Below are 20,060 nucleotides of genomic sequence, written 5' to 3'. Positions count from 1 at the left end.
TTGCTCATTGCTTTTTAAAATCCCTGCTTAAAAGTGTTTAATTTTTGTAGCCAGCATTAGGCAATACTTGCATTTAATTGTATTTTGGCTGTTCAAATTAATTTATGCGCTTTTCTAGATTTCTGGCTCTCACGCTACTTTTTTTTTGCTTTAGCAAGCTTTCGGCCCAAGTTTATACCGTAACCAGCAATGCCGATAGCGGTCCCGGAACCCTCAGACAGGGTCTGATCGATGCGAGCTCAACTACCAGAACAAGCACTTTTACTATCAATTTTCAGTTGCCGGGCAACCCGAGCGATAATGCCAATCGCACCATCAGATTGCGTTCGGCACTGCCGGTAGTTACTTCCAATGTAATTATCGATGGCAGTTCACAAGCCGCTTGGCCAGTCCTGGGCGTATCGGGTGCGAAGGTAATCCTGGAGCCAGAAAATCCAAATACCACTTTTTCAGGCTTGGTCATCGGCCAGTTTTCCAGTACGGGCATCCAGACTACAGGTGTAGAAGTATATGGTTTGTACATCCGGAATTTTGCCAGCATCACTAATCTGCAAACCGTAAACATGAGCCAGGGATCGGGTATTGTGGTTGATTACCGATCGAGCAATATCACCATTGGCGCACCCGGAAAAGGAAACGTAATCGGCGGCAACATCAATGGCATTATCATTCAGAACTCTTCTAGTTTTACCACCAATCCGCTGACTAAAATCAAGATCCAATCCAACCTGATCGGCTTGGTTTACGATGGGATCAGTCCACATACCAACGTGATCGGGGTTTCGGCCGGATTATACGATTGTTCCTTGGATTTGGGAGGCGATAATGCAGGCGAGGGCAACGTCATTGCGGCGAACAGAATTAACGTCGACATCAAACGCTCTTTTACCACGAGCACCCGCTTTGATATCAACGTGATCAACAATAAAATAGGGGTCGATTATACCGGACAAAAAGATTTTCATGATTTGCCGATTTTCCTTTCTTCCTCTTCTTTGGAGATTGCCGGATTAAAGGTCGACGCCGTAAACACGGCACTTTACGTACGCAACAACGTGGTGGGTGGGAACCGCACCGTAGGTATTTCTTTGGCCAATGCCGATTTTATCCTCACGGGCAACGCCATAGGGACTGATGTAAATGGAACGGTAAACATGGGCAATGGCATAGGGATCAAGATCGAAACCAACAGTACGGGGACCATTGGTGGAGCTACGGCTACAACCGAGCGAAACCTCATTGCCAATAATAACTTTGGAATAGAAACGGTATCGTCAAGGCCAGTGAAGATTACCCGCAACAGCATGTTTTGCAACCGCACTTTTGGCATTGGCAAAACCCTGACCATTTTGCAGCCCTATATCCAGATCCTTAAAAAACAAGCAGCCTATGTATCGGGCAGGGCGACGCCAAACTCGGAAGTAGAGCTTTTTTATACAGAGAACTGTCAGGGAATTTGCGAGGGCAAAACCTATATTGCCACAGTACAGGCAGGTAGCGATGGCCGTTGGGAGTATAATGGCGCATTAACTGGAAAGGTAACGGCCACGGCAAGTTTGCTCAATGCCACCACATCGCCTTTTTCTACTGCCGAACTATTGCCTAACGAGGCTTTGGTGGAGCCGGTAACCTGTAATTCAAATGGATCAATCACCATTCCAGAACCGCGCGAAGGCTTCACCTTTAACTGGGTTAAAATAGAAACCGACGGCAGCCGTGTACCTAAAGGAACCACGCAGAGCATCAGCAATTTGGATATTGGTATTTACGAAGTTACCATTGACGATGGCTGTAAGGCTTTTGCCACGCGTTTCGACATTAAAGACCAGAAACTGACCAAACCGGTTATCGTGCCGCCGGTTCCCGCCTGTGGACAAACCAGTTTTTCTTTTCAGGCGCAAGTGCTGAGGGGAAAAGGAACTTTGCGTTACGAATGGTACAATTCGGCTAATCCAACGGTAATTATTGGCACTACCAATCCGGCCACCTTCCCCGAAGGAACCTATTTTGTAAGAGTAAAGGACGAAGCCGGCTGTACATTGGATTCAGATCCTGTTCAGATCAGCAGAAAGCCACAACCTAAAATCAACAACAGCAGCATTAACATCACTGCAGCGGCCTGCGGAAAAATCAATGGGGCCATCAAAGGCATCAAAATAGATGATGTAACTGGAACAGCTACTTTTAAATGGTTCAAGCGCGATCCGATTACAGGCGTATTGGGAACAGTTGAAGTAGGAACAGCCCTCGATTTGGAGAATGTAGAAGGAGGCAATTATACACTTTTTGTGTATGATGGTGGCCAGTGTTCGCCGGTTTCGCAAGCTTATACCATTTCCATCTACAATAGCGTGATCATTAGCAATGCCTCGATTACCCCAGGCAGGTGCGGTTTAGACAATGGCGTATTGGATAATGTAAGCATTCAGGATGCCGATACTTATGAATGGGTTGGCCCTACGGGAGCATCGATCAGAAAGGGAAGCTATTCTGTGGGCATGTCCTTGCGCATCACCGATTTGGCACCGGGATCTTATACCTTAAAGGCCAGCAATACGCTTTCAACCTGTGCGGCAACTCGTACATTTATAGTGCCGGCATTGGCACCAACAGTTTATACCTATAACCAAGTGGTAAATAATGCCACTTGCGAACTGATTAATGGCAGCATCAACATCAATTATACTTCTACGGCTACTCCAAGCAGATTTGAATGGCGAGATGAATCGGGAACGATTATTCCAGGTACAGTACGGGAAATCAAAAACCTCCCAGCAGGAAACTACAGGTTGTTTGCCTACGATATCAACAACTGCGAAACCATTTTAGGACCGTTTGCCATTGTAGCTATTCCTAAGCTCAATATTAAGCCAAACAGTGCAATGGTTGCCAAAGATGGCTGCGGATTGAAACGCGGTTCGGTTAAGGGCATTGAAGTAATTGGTGGTGTACCGGATTACGAATACAAATGGATTAACGAAGCAGGAGAGGCCGTTCAATACACCAGAGACCTGATTAATGTAGGCGGTGGCAAATACCGTTTGGAAGTGAAAGACAAAACCACTTGTGGCTATGCCATTAGCGAAGAATACATAGTAGAAGACGAACCTTTTAAAATTCTCCCTCCGGTGCTGAACGATATCCGCGTATGCTACGTTTCTGATATCGCCCTACCTGTAATTGGAGCCGAAGAAGGTACTTATCAGCTTTTTGCCAATTTGGGCGACGAACGTCCGATTTTAGAAACCACTACCGGAACATTCAACTTTAAAGTAAGCAAAACAGCCGATTATTACGTGAGAAGAAAATTGGGAACCTGCGTAAGTACTTTCACCAAGGTGCATATTGAGGTTACGCATGATAACTTGGAGGTGGGCAACGTGATTACGCCAAATGGCGATGGACTGAATGATACCTGGATGGTAAAAGGCCTGCCCGATTTTAAAGGAAACAACATTAAGGTTTACAACCGAAGCGGACAATTGGTTTACGAATCGATAGGAAACTATACTAAACCTTTCGATGGCCGTTTCAGGGGCGAGGAATTGCCAGCTGGCGTTTATTATTTCGTCATCGACCTGCGTGCCGAATGTAAGCCTTTAGCCGGAAGCGTTACTTTGTTGCGTTAAAACTGGCGGGTAGCGCACTTTACGTCGTAGCGGTTGTTCAGCAAAAAGCCAAGTACGATTTCGTGCGTGCCATTGTTTACGTTGCGCAGGGCCGAAGTACTCATGTCGTAAGAGTAGCTCAGGTTCACAAAGGAGGCGACGTTAAGTCCGGCCAGCATAGAAAAAGAATCGTTGTTTCTGTAGCTGCCACCCAACCAAAACTTATCCTGGTAGGCCAGTTTTAAATTGGCATCGATGGCCAGAGGTGCATTTTTCCAATAACTTACCAGGGTAGAAGGAATCATGGCGATATCTTCATCCAAAAAGATCTTAAAACCTGCAGTGCCGTAAATCGCGGTTGACTGGTAAGCCAAAGACTTGGCTTCGTTATTGTCGATAACGGTTCTTGTGCCCAACAGCTGTTTGGCAGAGGCGCCTATAAAAAACCGCGGACTGTACAACCATAAACCCAAGCCCAAATCTGGACGAAGCCTGTTGTTGTAATCGGCGCTAAACAAAGGGTCTTCACTGTGTTCGGCCACAATTCTTTCAATGTTAACGCTTAGCGAATTAAAACCACCCGAAGCGCCAACCGATAAGTTGAGCTGGCTGCTCAAACCCAAATGATAGGCATAGGTTAAGCTCACGCCGCTTTGCCTCACCAATCCGGCTTTGTCGGTCATGGCAATCAGACCGATGCCATGGTGAGGTTCTGCTGCGGTATAGGTATTTACAAAACTCCTGCTTAAGGGGTTGTAGCCTCTTGAGGAGAAGGAATTGATGGAGCTTCTTACAAATGCTTCGCCCAAGGGCAAGTTTAAAGAAAGGTATTGGGTACTCGGTGCACCTTCAATGCCCGACCATTGTTTGCGGTAGCCTATTTTGAGATCGGTGTAGTTGTCAATGCCCGAAACGGCTGGATTGAGCAGGAAATTATTGAAAATGTATTGGGTGCTGCGAGGCGTTTCTTGCGCATAGGCCAATGTACAACCCGCTAGGGCCAAAAAGAGCGTTAAGAGAAATTTCATTAATAAAGAAGGTGTCTTATGGGGTTAAATATAGCAAGATGTATTTAGAAACTATTTAAATTTTGTTTAATAATATTTTACGGAAACGGGATTAGACCTGCCCGCAAAGCCCCCGAAGCAACTTCTTTGTTCTTGCCCCAACCAGATTCTGAGATGTTGCTTTATGTTTTAACAGCTCATGCTTGGTTTTAATACGGAGTTCGTTCGGAGTTATAGCTGTTTTTCCGAACAAAGTCCGAACAAAGTCCGACGAAACCTCGACGAATCAATCATGAAATCCCCTAAAATTCTCTGGATCGCCCTTGCAAAAACCAGGTGGCTAAATGGCCAAATACTCAGAAACTTATTTAATGTTTGCGTTGTTAAAAAGAGGCTTGATTTAACAGTAACAGCCTTAACTATTATTTAATGTGCAATCGGGTATTTTGAGTGGATTATAATTGCCATTCTAAAAAGAAAAAGCCATTTTTGCAAAAAAAGACGGAATAGACTGCTTATGTAAATTTAAATTTGACGGATATGGAAGAACTGCTAGTAGAAGAAGTGTTGCAATTGATAGAAAATGAGAGCGATAAGCAGTTAAAGGCGTTTTTAAACGAGCTGAATATATCTGATGTAGAACAGCTCATCGACGAACTTCCACAATATGCCGTTAAGTTTATAGAAACACTTTCTACCAAAAGGGCAGTCAATGTATTCCGTATCCTCGATTTTCCTACGCAGGAAAGGATCATTAAAAAACTGCAGAGCAATAAATTAACCGAAATCATCAGGCAATTACCTCCAGATGACAGGACCGCCTTATTGGGCGAGCTCAAAGGCGATGCCGTTAAAAAATTACTGATCTTATTGCCGGATAACGACAGGATCGAAGCCCTGCACTTGCTGGGCTACGAAGAAGACAGCGTAGGCCGATTGATGACACCAGATTTTATTGCGGTAAAAACTGACTGGACTGTTAATCGGGTGCTTTCGCATATTCGCCGCTATGGCAAAAATTCTGAAACGATTGATGTGGTGTATGTCATCGATAAAGATGGGGTGTTGCTGGATGACATCAGGATCAGGGAGATCTTATTGGCCGACCCGGAAATGCGTATTGGCGATTTAACCGATAACCGTTTGATTTCGTTAAAGGTAAATGCGCCGCAAGAGGAAGCCATCAACGTATTTAGGATGAACAACCGCGTGGCCCTGCCCGTAGTGGATGACCAGCGCATTCTATTGGGCATTGTAACGGTGGATGACATTTTGTGGATTGCGCATGAAGAATATACCGAAGACATGCAGAAAATAGGGGGTACCGAGGCTTTGGACGAACCTTACCTGGATATGCCCATTTTAAGATTGGTAAAGAAAAGGGCAAGCTGGCTGATCGTACTCTTTTTGGGCGAAATGCTTACCGCTACGGCCATGCAGCATTTTGAAATCGAATTGTCGAAAGCAGTGGTGCTGTCTTTGTTTATCCCCTTGATCATGAGCAGTGGAGGCAATAGCGGTTCGCAGGCCTCAACGTTGATTATCCAGGCAATGGCATTGGGCGAGGTTACCTTGGCCGAATGGTGGCGGGTGATGCGCCGTGAAATTGTTTCGGGCTTGCTGTTGGGCTTTATTTTGGGTACCATAGGTCTGATCAGGATTGTTTTATGGCAGAATCTGCATATTTATGATTATGGCACGCATTGGTTCCTGTTATCGGTAACCATCTTCTTTACCTTGATCGGAATTGTACTTTGGGGCAGTTTAATTGGCTCGATGATGCCGATCATCATGAAAAAGCTAAAACTCGATCCGGCTACTTCTTCGGCGCCTTTTGTGGCTACCATGGTAGACGTAACGGGAATCGTGATTTATTTCAGTATTGCGGTGTTGATTTTAAGAGGGACGTTGCTTTAGTTGATGGTTGATAGTTGATAGTTGATGGTTGATAGTCCATAGTCGATAGTCAGTAGTCTTTAGTCCATGGTTCATAGTCCATAGTTGATGGTTGATAGTCCATAGTCTTTAGTCCAGGATTCATAGTGCTATTCTCTTTACAGTAAATTTGTCCCCCTTTGGAGGGGGCAGGGGGAGGGGGAGGAAGCAAGTTTCAGTTCTTTGCACCAACCTCGCGAGCCTTGCGGTTAAACTGTAAATAAAATCAAGAACAAATGTCAGTCTGAGCTTGTCGAAGACAGATGCAGAAACTTTTGAGGTGTTTCGACAGGAATTTATCGATACAGATTCCTCCTGCGTCGGAATGACAAAAAAGCGGTGCCGGACATAACGGTTTGCGATAAATTTGTCCCCCTTTGGAGGGGGCAGGGGGAGGAAGCAAGTTTCAGTTCTTTGCACCAACCTCGCGCGCTTTGCTTTAAACTGTAAATAAACTCAAGAACAAATGTCAGTCTGAGCTTGTCGAAGACAGATGCAGGGACTTTTGAGGTGTTTCGACAGGAATTTATCGATACAGATTCCTCCTTCGTCGGAATGACAAAGGAGCGGTTCTGGACATAACGGCTTGCGATAAATTTGTCCCCCTTTGGAGGGGGCAGGGGAGGAAGCAAGTCTTTCGGAATGAAAAGAATGGTCAAGGTCTGGTATTCCTGCTTGGGGTAAATTTTCTCCGGTTCGTCATCCCGGACTTGATCCGGGATCTAACTCGAGTGAGATGCTGGATCGGTGTCCAGCATGACGAGTCGTCGGATTATTCTTGCATAAAAAATCCCGTAGGCTAAACCTACAGGATTTCTCTTGTTGGTGTCCTCACCAACAAGCTTTAAAATACAATTCTTATACGTTAAACCTGAAGTGCATGATGTCGCCATCTTCCACTACATAGGTTTTTCCTTCTACACCAAGTTTTCCGGCATCTTTACAGGCATTTTCAGAACCTAGGGTTACAAAATCGTTGTATTTAATTACCTCTGCACGGATAAAGCCTTTTTCAAAATCGGTATGGATTACGCCAGCAGCCTGTGGTGCCGTGAAGCCTTTGGTAATGGTCCAGGCTCTTACTTCTTGTACACCAGCAGTAAAATAGGTATACAAATCCAATAGGCGATAAGCTGCCCTGATCAGTTTGTTTACGCCTGATTCGGTTAAGCCCAAATCGGCCAAAAACTCCTGGCGTTCTTCATAGCTTTCCAATTCGGCAATTTCTGATTCGATTTTTGCCGAAATCACTAGAACCTCTGCGTTCTCTTCAGCTACGTTGGCTTTCACCAAGTCCACATATTTGTTTCCGCTAACTACCGATGCTTCGTCAACATTGCAAACGTACATTACAGGTTTTTGGGTCAATAAGCCCAAATCGCTGATAAAGTCAAAATCTTCTGCCGAAAGAGGAGCGGTACGAACCGATTTCCCAGTCTCTAAATGCGCTTTAACTATGCTCAAGCTATCGAACGTTCTTTTAGCGTCTTTATCTGTTTTAGCCTGTTTCTCTACTTTTTGGATGCGTTTTACCACGGTATCCAGGTCTTTCAACTGCAATTCGGTATCGATGATCTCTTTATCGCGAATGGGGTCTACAGAACCGTCAACGTGGATCACATTACCATCGTCAAAGCAACGCAATACGTGGATAATGGCATTGGTAGCCCTGATGTTCCCCAAAAATTGGTTCCCCAAGCCTTCGCCTTTAGAAGCTCCTTTTACCAGACCGGCAATGTCAACGATTTCGATAGTGTTAGGCACTACCTTTTGCGGATTTACGAGTTCAGCAAGTTTGGTTAAACGATCGTCGGGTACAGTAATTACGCCCACATTGGGTTCGATGGTACAGAACGGAAAATTGGCCGCTTGTGCCTTTGCGTTAGATAAACAGTTAAATAAGGTTGATTTACCTACATTTGGTAAGCCAACTATACCACATTGTAATGCCATTTATATTTTATTTACGATTATAATTCGGTTTTTAGTTATCAGTTGCTAGTTATCAGTTGCTAGTTATCAGTTGCTAGTTGTCAGTTGCCTATTAACCGTTATACATTTTCCCAACTCACTACTCCCAGCTCAACACTCTCAACTCAACACTCCCAGCTCCCAGCTCACTACTCACTACTCACTACTCACTACTCACTACTCACTACCAAGAAGCGCGCAAAGATATTAATTTTTAAGCCCTTTCCCTAGTCTTTGTAAAGACGTAAATATTAATTATGTTTATCTTTGAGCTGCTAATCATAATGCAAGAGCTATGGAAAATGAAGAAATAATGCCAGAATCGTCGGCAGGCCCACAATTGATCGTTAGTGAAGAAATGCGCAGCTATCTTTATGAGATGGCCAAATGGGCGGGTTTTTTAGCCATTGTAGGTTTTGTTTTTACAGGATTAGCCGTAGTGAGCGCTTTTACAGTGGGTGCCGCCATTGGTACCAGTCCTGAATTGGCAAGCCTCAAACCATTTGCCGCTTTAGGCAGTATGGGCTTTACCGTTGTTGGCCTTTTGTATGCCTTTGCTATATTTTATCCGAGCTTATTGCTGTTCAAATATTCGGCTAGAGCAAAGCTTGGGGTATTGTATGCTGACCAAAACAGCTTGAATGAAGCTTTGTTTAGGCTAAAATCGTTATTCAAGTATTGGGGCATTATGACCATTATCTTGATCAGCCTCTACATTATTCTGGTGGTTTCTACAATAATGACCACACAAATATAACAGCTCGAAACAGCGTTAATATGCTTCCTACTTGTTTCCCTTTGGAGGGGGTAGGGAGAGGAAATAGCGTTTAAGGGGGGTAGCCGGAGAAAATAAAGCGCAAAAAAAATCCCTCAGTGGAGGGATTGAATATTGGTGGCTCTTTTAGTAAGAAAAATCGTCGTTGTCAGTTTTAGCAACATTATACTCTGCATTTTCAGAATATTCGTAGCGTTTTTCCACTACTTCTTGATGTGATTTGATGTAATCGATCGTATCTGATAAACCTTCCGTGAATTTTTCGAAATCTTCTTTGTATAGAAAGATTTTGTGTTTCACAAATACACCATCCTCTAATCTCTTTTTGCTCTCTGTTAGGGTAAGGTAATAGTCTCCTGAACGTGTCGCTTTTACATCAAAAAAATAAGTCCGTTTGCCTGCTCTTACCTTCTTGGAAAAAACCTCTTCTCTCTCTTTGTTGTCAAAATCTCCCATTGTTGTGTGTAGTATTAGTTTAAGGTTGTCGTAAATATAAAGCAATAATTTTCAAAGTTCAAAATAGAAAATCGCAGTTTTTCTATTTAGTTAAAAAACTGAACTTTAAGACAAGCGTATTTTTATGGGCATTTTTGCAACGGATTAGCCGTTTTCTTCTTCCAATAGTTGGTTGTCGTACATTTCGGCGTAGGCGCCACCAAGGTTCAGTAACTCTTGGTGCGTACCCTGCTCAACGATACGGCCTTCATCCAAGACAATAATTTTATCGGCATTTTTTATGGTCGATATGCGGTGCGCAATCAAAATACTCGTCTTTCCCTGCATTACGGCACCCAGGTTACCCAAAATTTCCTCTTCGGTTTTGGTGTCAACTGCCGAAAGGCAATCGTCGAAAATAAGGATCTTAGGTTCTTTGATTAAAGCCCTTGCAATAGATACACGCTGTTTTTGTCCGCCAGAAAGCGTAATTCCCCTTTCACCCAACATGGTTTCAAACTGCAGGTCAAAAGCAATGATGTTCTGGTAAACGGCCGCATTTTTGGCCGCCTGCTCCACCTGTCCGGGTTTAATCTCATCCAGGCCAAAGGCGATGTTGTTTTTAATGGTATCGGAGAACAGGAAAACTTCTTGGGGCACAAAGCCGATCTGGTTGCGGTAGCTCTGTAGGTTCAGGTCTCTCAGTTCTTTGCCATCAATGGTAATGCTGCCCGAATCAATGTCGTACATCCGCATAATCAGGTTGGCCAAGGTCGATTTGCCAGAACCCGTTCTGCCAATAACGGCTAGGAATTGTCCTTTTTCAATTTCGAAACTCAGGTTCTTCAAGGCTTCGATGCCCGTATCGGGATAGGTAAAGCTTACGTTTTTAAAGCTGATCTTGCCTGTAAATTCGTGTGCTTCGGTATTGGTCGAACTGATGTCTGGCTGCAGCTGCAAAAATTCGTTGATGCGTTTCTGCGAAGCAGCGGCTCTTTGGATCAGCGTAGTTACCCAACCTAACATCGTTACCGGAAAAGTAAGTTGGTTCACGTAAACGATGAACTCGGCAATATTGCCGGCGGTAATCGAGCCCTCCATTACCTGTTTGCCACCAATGTAAACGGTTAGGGTAGTGCTGAGGCCCACCAATAAAAGCATCGAGGGAAAAAACAAGGCCTGCACCTTTACCAAGCCCATCGAATTGTTCTTGTAAGATTGGCTTTCTTCGGCAAAAACGGCTTGCGTATGTTCTTCTCTTACATAAGATTTAATAACCCTAATGCCCGAAAACCTTTCCTGCACAAAGCTCGACAAACGGGAAAGCTGTTCTTGTATGCGTTCGCTTTTTTGGTTGATGATCGTATTTACATAATAGATGGTGAGTACCAAAATGGGCAAAGGCAACAAACAGTAGATGGCCAAGGTACTATTTACCGAAAACATGAAATAAATGATCAGGAAGAATAATACGGTGGTATTTATGGTGTACATAATGGCCGGACCAACATACATCCTTACCCGGTTCACGTCTTCGGTGGCCCGGTTCATTAAATCTCCGGTATTGTTGCGGCGATAAAAGCCCAGGCTCAATTTTTGGTAATGCGCATAGATTTCGTTCTTCATGTCAAACTCGATATGCCTCGACATGAGGATGATGGTTTGGCGCATAAAAAACAAGAACAAGCCCCTTAAAAGGTAAAGCACCAAAATGAGTGCGCCGAAAAAGAAAAGGCTGTAGCTGAAGATGTCGTAAATTACCTGCTGACGGTCAAAACCATTGCAGAGCTGGTAGATGGCGATGTTTTCGGTAATGAGGTTAAAGGCATGGCCAACTACCTGTGCGGGTACAACGCCAAAGATGTTGGAGATCACCACAAAGATTATCCCCGGAATAATCCACCATTTATATTTGTAAAAGTATTTGTTTAGAAATAGGAGGTGCCTCATGTATAGGCAAAGTTAGCCAAAAGACTTTTCTTTTTTTCGCAATTACATAAAAAACAACGTAAAATAATGGTTTTTTTATTTTAATTTTGTCCCCATCAATTCAAGAAATTTGTATGTCTGGTAACAGTGCTATCGTTCCTTCAGTTTTAGACCAATTAAGTGCAACAGGCCATAAAAAAGTGGTTTTTTGCAATGATCCAGATACCGGCTTAAAAGCCATTATAGCTGTTCACGATACTACTTTGGGCCCAGCCTTGGGCGGTACGCGCATGTGGACCTATAATTCTGAAGCCGAAGCATTAGAAGATGTACTGCGCCTTTCGAGAGGGATGACCTACAAATCGGCCATTACCGGATTGAACTTGGGCGGCGGCAAAGCCGTAATTATTGGCGATCCAAGAAAACAAAAAACAGAAGCCCTGATGCGCAGCTACGGCCGTTTCATCAAAAATATGAATGGCGAGTTCATTACGGCGGAAGACATGGGGACTACAACCAGGGATATGGAGTACATCCGCATGGAAACCAACTATGTAACTGGCGTTCCAGAATCTTTAGGCGGGGCGGGCAATCCAGCTCCATATACCGCAAAAGGCGTATTTTTGGGGATCAAAGCTTGTGTGAAGGAAGTTTTTGGAACCGATATGCTGGCCGGAAAATCGGTAGTTGTGCAAGGAATTGGTAACGTAGGCGAACACTTGGTAGAATTGTTGAGACAAGAAAACGTAGAGGTTTACATCAGCGACATTAACCAGGACCGTTTGCAGGAAGTAGCCCGCAAATACAAGGCAAAGCCGATTGATGCCGATAAGATCTTTACCATTGGCGCCGATATCTATGCACCATGTGCATTAGGGGCAACCGTGAACGACAAAACCATTAAAACCATGAAATTTGCCATTATCGCAGGTTCTGCCAATAACCAATTGGCCGATGAGCAGGTACATGGACAGTTGTTATTGGAAAAAGGCATCTTATATGCGCCTGATTATTTGATCAATGCCGGCGGACTGATCAACTGCTATGCAGAATTAACCGGTTTTGGCAAGAAAAGGACCATGCAATTGACAGAGAACATTTACGAAGCTACCCGTGAAGTAATCAAATTATCAAAAACAGAGCAGATACCAACCAATTTGGCCGCAAGCCGCATTGCAGAAAAAAGAATAAGCGACATCAAAAAAATCAAATCCTCATATTAATTTTAAACGGTAAAAATACCAATCGTTCTTACATTCATGTTAAACAGAAGGCACCTCAGAATCAAAGTCCTGCAAAATATTTTTGCTTGGCACATGACAGACAAAAAAGACATCGTAAGCAATCAAAAAAAGCTGATGCAAAGTATTGATGATGTTTACGAGATGTATATCCGTATGTTGGCCCTTTTGGTTGATGTAACGGAATATACAGCTCACGATGCATTGGAAAGAGCAAACAAGCATTTGCCAACTGCCGAGGATTTAAATCCGAACCAAAAACTGCTGCACAATAAATTTGCGGTAACCCTTAGAGAAAATCCAGAGTACAGCGCCGCGGTGAACAAGTACCAGGTGAATTGGTTTGCCGATCCAGAATTGGTGAAATCGATTTTCAATAAGCTCAGGGCAACCAAAGAGTATGAGGCTTACCTGGCCGAAGATGGAGAAGAAACTTTGGAGAGCTCTAAGGAAATCATCAAGTTCATTTTCCGTAAGCTATTGCTCAAAAACCAAAATATCATCCAGGCATTTGAAGATAAATTTATCAATTGGCCGGTAGATAGAGAGGTGATGCAGGGCATGATTGCCAAAACCTTGAAAAATTTCACGTTTGAAGATTCGTTCAAGAACAAATTAACGCCAATTAGCGCCGATTGGGATGAAGACAGCAAATTTGTGAGAGACCTTTTTGCCTATACCCTTAAAAACGACGACAAATACCAGGAATTGATTGCCGAGCGCACCAAAAACTGGGAATCGGAGCGTATTGCCCTAATGGACACCATATTGATGAAAATGGCCATTTGCGAGCTAATGAATTTCCCTTCAATCCCGGTTAAGGTAACCATTAACGAGTACCTCGAGCTTTCAAAAGATTACAGTACGCCGAAAAGCAATTCATTTATAAACGGTATCTTAGATAAGATTTTAAACGATCTTAAACGAACCAATAGTATCAAGAAAATTGGCCGAGGCCTTATTGAAGAGTAACATCATGAAAAGATTATTGATCATGGCTTGCGTTGTAATTGCTTTTACAGCTTGCAACAGAAGCAAATCAGCTACGGTAGAGCAAAAAGCAGAAGCAACAGCCACTACCACAGGTACGCCAGGTGTAACGGAAGCAGATGCCCCAAAAGTGAAATTTGAAGAGGAAATTTTCGATTTCAAGCAAATTGCACAGGGAGAAAAAGTGCATTTCGAATTTAAGTTTAAAAACGAAGGCAAAACCCCGCTTATTATTACCAATGCAACTGCAACTTGTGGCTGTACCGTTCCAGAATATCCTAGCGAACCGGTAAAGCCAGGAGAAGAAGGCGTAATTAAAGTGGTTTTTGATAGCCACGGCAAAATGGGCATGCAAGATAAGGTAGTAACCATTACTTCGAATGCAAACCCAGAAATGCCAAAACTGCACTTGGTAGGAGAGGTTACGGCTAAGCAGTAGGCTTTAAGACGTCACCTTGAACTTGATTCAGGGTCTATCTCGAGAGAGATGCTAGATCAGGTCCAGCATGGCGACTGAAGGATAGGCAATTTATCAATTTTCAATTGGCGGTTTGCAGTAGCAGTTAAACAATTAATAATATAACAATAAAATAAAAATAATGAATTCAGCAACAATCTTACAGGCAGGTGGTAACCAACTTTATAGTACCATTATCCCTATGGTTTTAATCATGATCGTTTTCTATTTCTTCATGATCAGACCTCAAGTTAAAAAAGCAAAAGACCATAAAAAATTGGTTGAAGACCTTAAAATTGGCGACAAGATCGTAACCACTGCAGGCATACACGGAAAAATTATAGGCTCAACCGATACTACGTTTTTAATCGAAGTAGAAGGCGGCACAAAGATCCGTTTTGATAAATCGGCCATTTCTTTAGATGCAACCAAAGCCGCTGCTCCAAAAGCATAATTGATTTTTCAACGATAAAAAGCCGCTCTTCCGATAAAGTAGAGCGGCTTTTTTGTATTTTTACCTTCATGCCCTTGATTAAGCTAAATAAACTGGAAAGAAAGCGTTTAGGAATGCTCATTACCTGTTTAATCTGTGCCGTAGGCGCCTGGCTGTTTATGTCGCTTAATCGAAAATATAAATACGTAGCCAAAACCGAACTTTTATACAAAGACGAACCGCAAAACAAGGCCTTTAAGCCTCTACAGCCAGATGTGGTTGACTTACAGGTAGAAGGAACAGGCTGGCAATTGCTTTTTTCTCGGCTGCGCATCAAACCACAGTCGGTTACGGTAAGCCTCAAACAATTAAGCAACCATAGCTATATCCTGTTTTCTGATCAGCTGGAGCAGATCAACAAGCAGCTGGAAACCTCTCAAAAAGTAATTTCTGTAAAACCCGACACCCTTTATTTCGATTTCTCTAAACGCACCATCAAGCGTATCCCTATTAAACTGGTATCAGATTTAAGCTTCGTCAAGCAGTATGGCATCTCTAGCCAGGTACAGCTTTTGCCGGCTTATGTTAATATTTCTGGTCCGCAGGAAGAGTTGGCTAAAATCAACCAATGGTATACCGATACCTTAAAGCTTAAAGACCTGCAGCAAACTGCCAATACAAGGTTGGCCATCAAGCAAAATAACTCCAATAACGTCAGTATCTATCCTACCAGCATTGGTGTAAAGATCCCAATTGATGAATTTACCGAGAAAACGGTAGATGTTCCCTTAAAGGTCATCAACAACAACGATTATTACAATGTAAAGCTCTACCCCAAAAAAGTACAGGTAACCTTTATGGTGGCGCTTTCGAGCTATCAGGAAGTAGACGAAGATTTTATTGAGGCGACGTTGGACCTGAACGAATGGAAGATTTTGCACCACGACAAGCTTACGGTAAAAATTACCCGTTTTCCGGAATATTGCAACCTGATCAAAGTGGTGCCTCGCAAAATTAATTTTATCATCGAGAAATAATGCTCAAAATAGGAATAACGGGAGGAATAGGCAGTGGTAAGACCACGGTGTGCAAGGTGTTCGAAACTTTGGGCATTCCGGTTTTTTATGCAGATACCGTGGCCAAAGACCTCATGGTTAGCGATCAGATTTTAATAGCAGGCGTAAAGGCGGCGTTTGGCCAAGAGAGCTATGCCGCCAATGGCACACTGAATAATAAGCACATTGCGCAGATTGTGTTCAATAACCAGGCTGAGCTAGCCAAACTCAATGTACTGGTACATCCGGCCGTATTTAGGGCTTTTGACAGTTGGGCCGAAAACATCCCCTCAACCGTACCTTATACCTTAAAAGAAGCCGCCTTGTTGTTTGAAAGCGGTTCTTATCAAATGTGTGATAAGAATATACTGGTCACCGCCCCGCTAGAACTGAAGCTGGCCCGGGTAATGCAACGCGATGGCGCAAGCCGGGAACAGGTGCTAGCGCGTATGGACAAACAGTTTAGCGATGAGCAAAAAGTGAAGATGGCTGATTATTTTATAGAAAATACCGAGCAGAAATCTGTTATTTTGCAAGTATTAACGCTTCATGAACAGTTTTTGAAGCTTTAACCTGATACATGTCCGAGTCTGCCCCCATCATCAACGATTTTATTGTTCAAACCAAAATTGGTCTATTTTGCAGCTATGGTAATTTTTACCTCGATCCTAAAGAGCCTGTAGCCGAAGCCGTTATCTCGCATGCGCATGGCGACCATGCCGTGAGCGGCAATAAAAATGTATACTGTACTGCACCCACTGTAGCTTTTATGCAACACCGTTACAGAAAATTCGCAGCCGTTCAGTTTCACGAAAAAAAATATCTTGAAATTTTTATCCTCAATGGGGTAGAGATCAGTTTTTACCCTGCCGGACATATGTTGGGCTCTGCTTTGGTGTTAATGCAGTACAAAGGCGTTAAGTACCTTTATACGGGAGATTATAAATTAGAAGCCGACTCCACCTGCGAAGCGATTGAGCTGGTGCCTGCCGATGTGTTGCTAACCGAAACCACTTTTGCTACAAAAACTACGCAGCATCCTGATGCAGTTGAAGAAATCAAAAAGCTGAATGCAGTAGAAAGCAACATCATGCTGGGAGCCTATGCGCTCGGAAAAAGCCAGCGTTTGATCGCCCTGCTCAACGAATACTGCCCACAGAAGCGTATTTTATTGCACCACAGCATCATGCCTTTTGCCAAACTGTATGAGCAAATGGGGGTTGCGTTAGGCAAGTATGAAGTTTACGATAGGAAGGTGATGAAACAAAATTCCGCCCACATGATCTACATCGTGCCCCCAATGGTATACAATAGTTACTTTAGGGCAGTTAACGTTATCAGGGTTTTTGCAACGGGATGGAAAAATCTGCAAAAAAATAACGAAATTCAATTGTATATTTCTGATCACGTAGATTGGGATGCCATTTTGCAAACGATAGCAACCGTAAAACCCAGAGAGGTTTGGACTACTCACGGGAGCGGAACAGAGCTTCAAACTTACTTCGCGCCAAAATTGGTCGTTAAATTGCTTAATTAATGATAGAAGGTATCGATTATTATCTTAACGAAGACGGGTTGATGGTTTTTACAGCAGCGTACCACTTGAAAAGAGGCTCATGCTGTAAGAACAAGTGCTTGCACTGTCCGTGGAATTATGGGAAAGATAATCGTCTAAAAAAACCTTCTACTACCCAGCTTGAAAAACGCAATCCAAACAATGCAACTACAAAAGGAAATTAAGGCTTCTAAATTTGAAAACGTATTCCAGCAGGCGCTGGTCAATTTGACCTACACCTATTTTTGGAGCAGTCAGAAAGTAAAAGACATGCTCAATGTTTATGACATTACACAACAACAGTTTAACGTACTGCGGATATTAAGGGGACAGCACCCGAGCCCATCTACCATCAACCTAATCAAATCCAGGATTTTAGATAAGATGAGCGATACCTCGAGAATCATAGATCGACTGATCCAGAAGGGATTTGTAGAAAAAACCGTCAATAGCCATGACAAGCGCGCCGTAGATATCGTGATCTCCAGCAAAGGCCTGGTCTTGTTGAGAAAAATGGATAAGGAAGTGGATTTTTCTACTTTTATTGTAGGCAACTTAAGCGAAGAAGAAGCCGAACAATTAAATGTGCTGCTTGATAAAATGAGGGGTTAGTGGCCTGTGCCATAAAAACCAAGCAGCGCGATGCCGATACCTAAAAGTACGGCTATCATTTTGCGTTTGTTGATTTTATGATCTGCGCTCGACTCGAAAAGAATAGTGGTCGAAATGTGGAGGAAAATACCGATTACAATACCCATTACCTTGTTGTAATAAGGTTCCATGCCACTAATGCTTCCGTTGCTTAAGCTGGTGCTGAAATAGTAGCCAATCGGAGCCATCAGTGCAAAAATGACAATGTAGAAAATAATTCCCTTTGCCTTAAAGTGGTTTTGTATCAAGATACTGGCTAAGGCAAAAGCAGCCGGTATATGGTGCAAGGCAATGCCAAAAATCAATTCGTTGTTTTGGTCTTTAGCCAGTGGCATTCCCTCTAAAAAGGCATGGAGGCAGAGACTGATCATAATTCCCCATGGGAAGGCGTGCCCATCGTGGTGTTTATGGATATGGCCGTGTTCAACGCCTTCAGAAAACTGCTCCAAAAAGATCTGCAGCAAAAATCCAATCAGGATAAATATTCCAATCTCACCCTTGTCGTTGCCACTGTAGGCATCTGGAATAAGGTGGAGCACAGTGATGGCAAAAAGATAGGCCCCGCTAAAAGACAGGATCAGCTTCAGCAATTGCGACTTGTCGTTTTTGACCATAAAGATGGCCATGCCTCCAAAAAAGGCACAAAAAAACAAAACAAGGAACTTCCAGATTTCCATTACTGAGCAGGTTTAATTTTCTGGTAAATAAAAAAGGTAAAAAAGCCAATGGAAGTGCCTAAAAGCGCGCCTACAAAGGTATCTATCGGATAATGAACGCCTACATATACCTGCGCAAAGCTGATGAGCAGTGCCCAGAACAGACCCAAAGGCAATATGGGTTTCCAACTTTTGTAAAATAGGCAGATCAGGAAAATGGCAATGGCAAAGTGGTTGGTGGCATGTGAGGAAGGAAAGCTATAGCCGCTTCCACAAGGCACCCGATGGATAATATCGTGCACCAAATTAGGCTCATTGCAGGGCCTCAACCGGGCAACCGCAGGCTTGATGATGCGCGAGGCAATCAAATCGCCCATGGCAAAAGTGGCCAAGATCATACCGATCATGTAATAGCCGGTTTTTTTATAGTTTCTGATACAGAAAACAACAATAAACAGATACAAAGGCGACCAAAAGAAACGGTTTCGTACCAAGGGCATCAGCCAGTCGAAAAAACCATTGCTTAAGCCCCGGTGAACTTTTAAGAAAAGCTCCGTATCAAATTGCTGTAATTCTGCGATCATGCTTTTTTGCAAATGAGAATTAACCGATCAGACTTGGTCTCGTCAAAAGGAGCTAGGGCATAGCTTCCAAAGGTTTCGGTAATCACTAAGCCGCTTTTTTCGAACATGCGTTCAAAATCGGCTAGAAAAAAGGCCTGCACGCGCTCTTCAAAGGCATAGGTTTTTAAGCGGTGCTCAAAATTGATATGCTTGATGATTTTGCCTTCAGACACAAATTTTTTGAGGTGAAACTCGATGCCGTCAACGGTTTTGGTTTCCTGATGCGTCAGGTTTTTGATGATCTTTTGTGTATTGAAATAGTCGATCACCAAGGTTCCGTCTGCTTTAAGCCCTTTTCTAAAGGCTTTTAAGGCATTAACGTGGTCTTTTTCGGTATCAAAATAGCCAAAACTGGTAAACAGGTTTAAGGCAATGTCGAAATAGTTGATGTAAGACAGTTTGCGCATATCGTGCACATAAAAATGCAGGTTTTTCTGCTCAAACTGCTGGGCATATTTAATGCTTTGCTCCGAAAGATCGATTCCGGTTACATCATACCCCTTTTTGTTCAGGTAAATGGCATGGCGGCCACGGCCACAGGCAATATCAAGGATCCTGCTGTTGGCTACCGGCCTCAAGTGGGCTGATAGATTATCAATTAAAAATTCAGCTTCCTCATCATTACGCTGACTGTAAAGAATGTGATAATAAGGAGAATTAAACCAATGTTGAAACCATTTACGCTGCATCAGGCTATTTATTGACGTGTTTTGATAAGGCAAATATAGTATTTGTAGAA

General features: G+C 43.2%; 19 protein-coding genes. 12 read left to right on the top strand and 7 right to left on the bottom strand.

The genetic code is table 11. The annotated features are described in order from the left end of the window. Positions 1–104 precede the first annotated feature (104 nt). On the top strand, positions 105–3,629 hold the full coding sequence (locus AC570H_RS10565) for a T9SS type B sorting domain-containing protein (protein ID WP_497354478.1): 3,525 nt from the start codon (positions 105–107) through the stop codon (positions 3,627–3,629). Here the strand turns inward: AC570H_RS10565 and AC570H_RS10560 are convergent. Continuing rightward, on the bottom strand, positions 3,626–4,636 hold the full coding sequence (locus tag AC570H_RS10560; protein ID WP_497354476.1) for a PorP/SprF family type IX secretion system membrane protein: 1,011 nt from the start codon (positions 4,634–4,636) through the stop codon (positions 3,626–3,628). The genes AC570H_RS10565 and AC570H_RS10560 overlap by 4 nt on opposite strands. Before the next feature lie 519 nt (positions 4,637–5,155). On the opposite strand from AC570H_RS10560, the gene mgtE reads away from it, so the two are divergent. Further along, positions 5,156–6,532, top strand: coding sequence for a magnesium transporter (gene mgtE, locus AC570H_RS10555; RefSeq protein WP_497354474.1), 1,377 nt, complete (start codon positions 5,156–5,158; stop codon positions 6,530–6,532). An 876-nt stretch (positions 6,533–7,408) separates the two neighbouring features. Here mgtE and ychF read toward each other — a convergent pair. After that, positions 7,409–8,503, bottom strand: coding sequence for a redox-regulated ATPase YchF (gene ychF, locus AC570H_RS10550; RefSeq protein ID WP_497354472.1), 1,095 nt, complete (start codon positions 8,501–8,503; stop codon positions 7,409–7,411). Positions 8,504–8,816: 313 nt separating this feature from the next. Between ychF and AC570H_RS10545 the strand changes: the two genes are divergently transcribed. Continuing rightward, a complete protein-coding gene (locus AC570H_RS10545; protein WP_497354470.1) occupies positions 8,817–9,278 on the top strand; it encodes a DUF5362 family protein in 462 nt (153 codons plus the stop codon). 144 nt (positions 9,279–9,422) lie between these two features. Here AC570H_RS10545 and AC570H_RS10540 read toward each other — a convergent pair whose 3' ends face one another. Both AC570H_RS10540 and AC570H_RS10535 read right to left on the bottom strand, forming a co-directional pair. Next, positions 9,423–9,752 carry a DUF3276 family protein gene (locus AC570H_RS10540; protein ID WP_497354468.1) on the bottom strand — a complete coding sequence of 110 codons (330 nt, stop codon included), beginning with the start codon at positions 9,750–9,752 and terminating at the stop codon, positions 9,423–9,425. 144 nt (positions 9,753–9,896) lie between these two features. After that, positions 9,897–11,681 carry an ABC transporter ATP-binding protein gene (locus AC570H_RS10535; protein WP_497354466.1) on the bottom strand — a complete coding sequence of 595 codons (1,785 nt, stop codon included), beginning with the start codon at positions 11,679–11,681 and terminating at the stop codon, positions 9,897–9,899. A gap of 113 nt (positions 11,682–11,794) precedes the next feature. Here AC570H_RS10535 and AC570H_RS10530 point away from each other — a divergent pair, with 113 nt between their 5' ends. The 9 genes from AC570H_RS10530 (at position 11,795) to AC570H_RS10490 (ending at position 18,003) form a co-directional block, all read left to right on the top strand. Next, positions 11,795–12,883, top strand: coding sequence for a Glu/Leu/Phe/Val family dehydrogenase (locus tag AC570H_RS10530; RefSeq protein WP_497354464.1), 1,089 nt, complete (start codon positions 11,795–11,797; stop codon positions 12,881–12,883). 36 nt (positions 12,884–12,919) lie between these two features. Then, positions 12,920–13,873 carry a transcription antitermination factor NusB gene (gene nusB, locus AC570H_RS10525; protein ID WP_497354462.1) on the top strand — a complete coding sequence of 318 codons (954 nt, stop codon included), beginning with the start codon at positions 12,920–12,922 and terminating at the stop codon, positions 13,871–13,873. A 4-nt stretch (positions 13,874–13,877) separates the two neighbouring features. Further along, positions 13,878–14,330 carry a DUF1573 domain-containing protein gene (locus AC570H_RS10520; protein ID WP_497354460.1) on the top strand — a complete coding sequence of 151 codons (453 nt, stop codon included), beginning with the start codon at positions 13,878–13,880 and terminating at the stop codon, positions 14,328–14,330. A 160-nt stretch (positions 14,331–14,490) separates the two neighbouring features. Continuing rightward, a complete protein-coding gene (yajC, locus tag AC570H_RS10515) occupies positions 14,491–14,802 on the top strand; it encodes a preprotein translocase subunit YajC (protein WP_497354458.1) in 312 nt (103 codons plus the stop codon). 68 nt (positions 14,803–14,870) lie between these two features. Then, positions 14,871–15,818, top strand: a complete 948-nt coding sequence (locus AC570H_RS10510; RefSeq protein ID WP_497354456.1) for a CdaR family protein — start codon at positions 14,871–14,873, stop codon at positions 15,816–15,818. After that, positions 15,818–16,408 carry a dephospho-CoA kinase gene (coaE, locus tag AC570H_RS10505; RefSeq protein ID WP_497354454.1) on the top strand — a complete coding sequence of 197 codons (591 nt, stop codon included), beginning with the start codon at positions 15,818–15,820 and terminating at the stop codon, positions 16,406–16,408. Before AC570H_RS10510 ends, coaE begins: the two co-directional genes overlap by 1 nt. An 8-nt stretch (positions 16,409–16,416) precedes the next feature. After that, the gene (locus tag AC570H_RS10500; protein WP_497354452.1) at positions 16,417–17,373 is read left to right on the top strand and encodes an exonuclease; all 957 of its coding nucleotides are present in this window, start codon (positions 16,417–16,419) and stop codon (positions 17,371–17,373) included. Beyond that, entirely contained in the window at positions 17,373–17,576 is a 204-nt protein-coding gene (locus AC570H_RS10495) for a C1orf53 family protein (protein ID WP_497354450.1), read from the top strand. The genes AC570H_RS10500 and AC570H_RS10495 overlap by 1 nt, the downstream gene beginning before the upstream one ends. After that, the gene (locus AC570H_RS10490) at positions 17,554–18,003 is read left to right on the top strand and encodes a MarR family winged helix-turn-helix transcriptional regulator (protein WP_497354448.1); all 450 of its coding nucleotides are present in this window, start codon (positions 17,554–17,556) and stop codon (positions 18,001–18,003) included. Before AC570H_RS10495 ends, AC570H_RS10490 begins: the two co-directional genes overlap by 23 nt. Here the strand turns inward: AC570H_RS10490 and AC570H_RS10485 are convergent. Genes AC570H_RS10485 through AC570H_RS10475 form a run of 3 tightly spaced genes read right to left on the bottom strand, consistent with a single transcriptional unit; the run spans position 18,000 to position 20,010 of the window. After that, positions 18,000–18,719: a ZIP family metal transporter gene (locus tag AC570H_RS10485; protein ID WP_497354446.1), complete on the bottom strand. Its 720-nt coding sequence runs from the start codon at positions 18,717–18,719 to the stop codon at positions 18,000–18,002. The two genes, AC570H_RS10490 and AC570H_RS10485, sit on opposite strands and share 4 nt — an antisense overlap. Next, positions 18,719–19,282: a phosphatase PAP2 family protein gene (locus AC570H_RS10480; protein WP_497354444.1), complete on the bottom strand. Its 564-nt coding sequence runs from the start codon at positions 19,280–19,282 to the stop codon at positions 18,719–18,721. Before AC570H_RS10480 ends, AC570H_RS10485 begins: the two co-directional genes overlap by 1 nt. Then, the gene (locus AC570H_RS10475; RefSeq protein WP_497354442.1) at positions 19,279–20,010 is read right to left on the bottom strand and encodes a class I SAM-dependent methyltransferase; all 732 of its coding nucleotides are present in this window, start codon (positions 20,008–20,010) and stop codon (positions 19,279–19,281) included. Before AC570H_RS10475 ends, AC570H_RS10480 begins: the two co-directional genes overlap by 4 nt. Between the last annotated feature and the right edge of the window lie 50 nt (positions 20,011–20,060).

This window comes from Pedobacter sp. B4419 (genome assembly GCF_059693725.1).
This window is presented reverse-complemented; position numbering and strand designations above follow the sequence as displayed.

Excerpts from the sequence above, each read along its gene's own strand:
- AC570H_RS10545 (WP_497354470.1), top strand. The coding sequence starts at position 8,817 with ATGGAAAATGAAGAAATAATGCCAGAATCGTCGGCAGGCCCACAATTG.
- AC570H_RS10490 (WP_497354448.1), top strand. The coding sequence starts at position 17,554 with ATGCAACTACAAAAGGAAATTAAGGCTTCTAAATTTGAAAACGTATTC.
- AC570H_RS10480 (WP_497354444.1), bottom strand. The coding sequence starts at position 19,282 with ATGATCGCAGAATTACAGCAATTTGATACGGAGCTTTTCTTAAAAGTT.
- AC570H_RS10500 (WP_497354452.1), top strand. The coding sequence starts at position 16,417 with ATGTCCGAGTCTGCCCCCATCATCAACGATTTTATTGTTCAAACCAAA.
- AC570H_RS10530 (WP_497354464.1), top strand. The coding sequence starts at position 11,795 with ATGTCTGGTAACAGTGCTATCGTTCCTTCAGTTTTAGACCAATTAAGT.
- AC570H_RS10510 (WP_497354456.1), top strand. The coding sequence starts at position 14,871 with ATGCCCTTGATTAAGCTAAATAAACTGGAAAGAAAGCGTTTAGGAATG.
- AC570H_RS10475 (WP_497354442.1), bottom strand. The coding sequence starts at position 20,010 with ATGCAGCGTAAATGGTTTCAACATTGGTTTAATTCTCCTTATTATCAC.
- mgtE (WP_497354474.1), top strand. The coding sequence starts at position 5,156 with ATGGAAGAACTGCTAGTAGAAGAAGTGTTGCAATTGATAGAAAATGAG.
- AC570H_RS10520 (WP_497354460.1), top strand. The coding sequence starts at position 13,878 with ATGAAAAGATTATTGATCATGGCTTGCGTTGTAATTGCTTTTACAGCT.
- ychF (WP_497354472.1), bottom strand. The coding sequence starts at position 8,503 with ATGGCATTACAATGTGGTATAGTTGGCTTACCAAATGTAGGTAAATCA.
- yajC (WP_497354458.1), top strand. The coding sequence starts at position 14,491 with ATGAATTCAGCAACAATCTTACAGGCAGGTGGTAACCAACTTTATAGT.
- AC570H_RS10495 (WP_497354450.1), top strand. The coding sequence starts at position 17,373 with ATGATAGAAGGTATCGATTATTATCTTAACGAAGACGGGTTGATGGTT.
- AC570H_RS10560 (WP_497354476.1), bottom strand. The coding sequence starts at position 4,636 with ATGAAATTTCTCTTAACGCTCTTTTTGGCCCTAGCGGGTTGTACATTG.
- AC570H_RS10565 (WP_497354478.1), top strand. The coding sequence starts at position 105 with ATGCGCTTTTCTAGATTTCTGGCTCTCACGCTACTTTTTTTTTGCTTT.
- AC570H_RS10535 (WP_497354466.1), bottom strand. The coding sequence starts at position 11,681 with ATGAGGCACCTCCTATTTCTAAACAAATACTTTTACAAATATAAATGG.
- nusB (WP_497354462.1), top strand. The coding sequence starts at position 12,920 with ATGTTAAACAGAAGGCACCTCAGAATCAAAGTCCTGCAAAATATTTTT.
- AC570H_RS10540 (WP_497354468.1), bottom strand. The coding sequence starts at position 9,752 with ATGGGAGATTTTGACAACAAAGAGAGAGAAGAGGTTTTTTCCAAGAAG.
- coaE (WP_497354454.1), top strand. The coding sequence starts at position 15,818 with ATGCTCAAAATAGGAATAACGGGAGGAATAGGCAGTGGTAAGACCACG.
- AC570H_RS10485 (WP_497354446.1), bottom strand. The coding sequence starts at position 18,719 with ATGGAAATCTGGAAGTTCCTTGTTTTGTTTTTTTGTGCCTTTTTTGGA.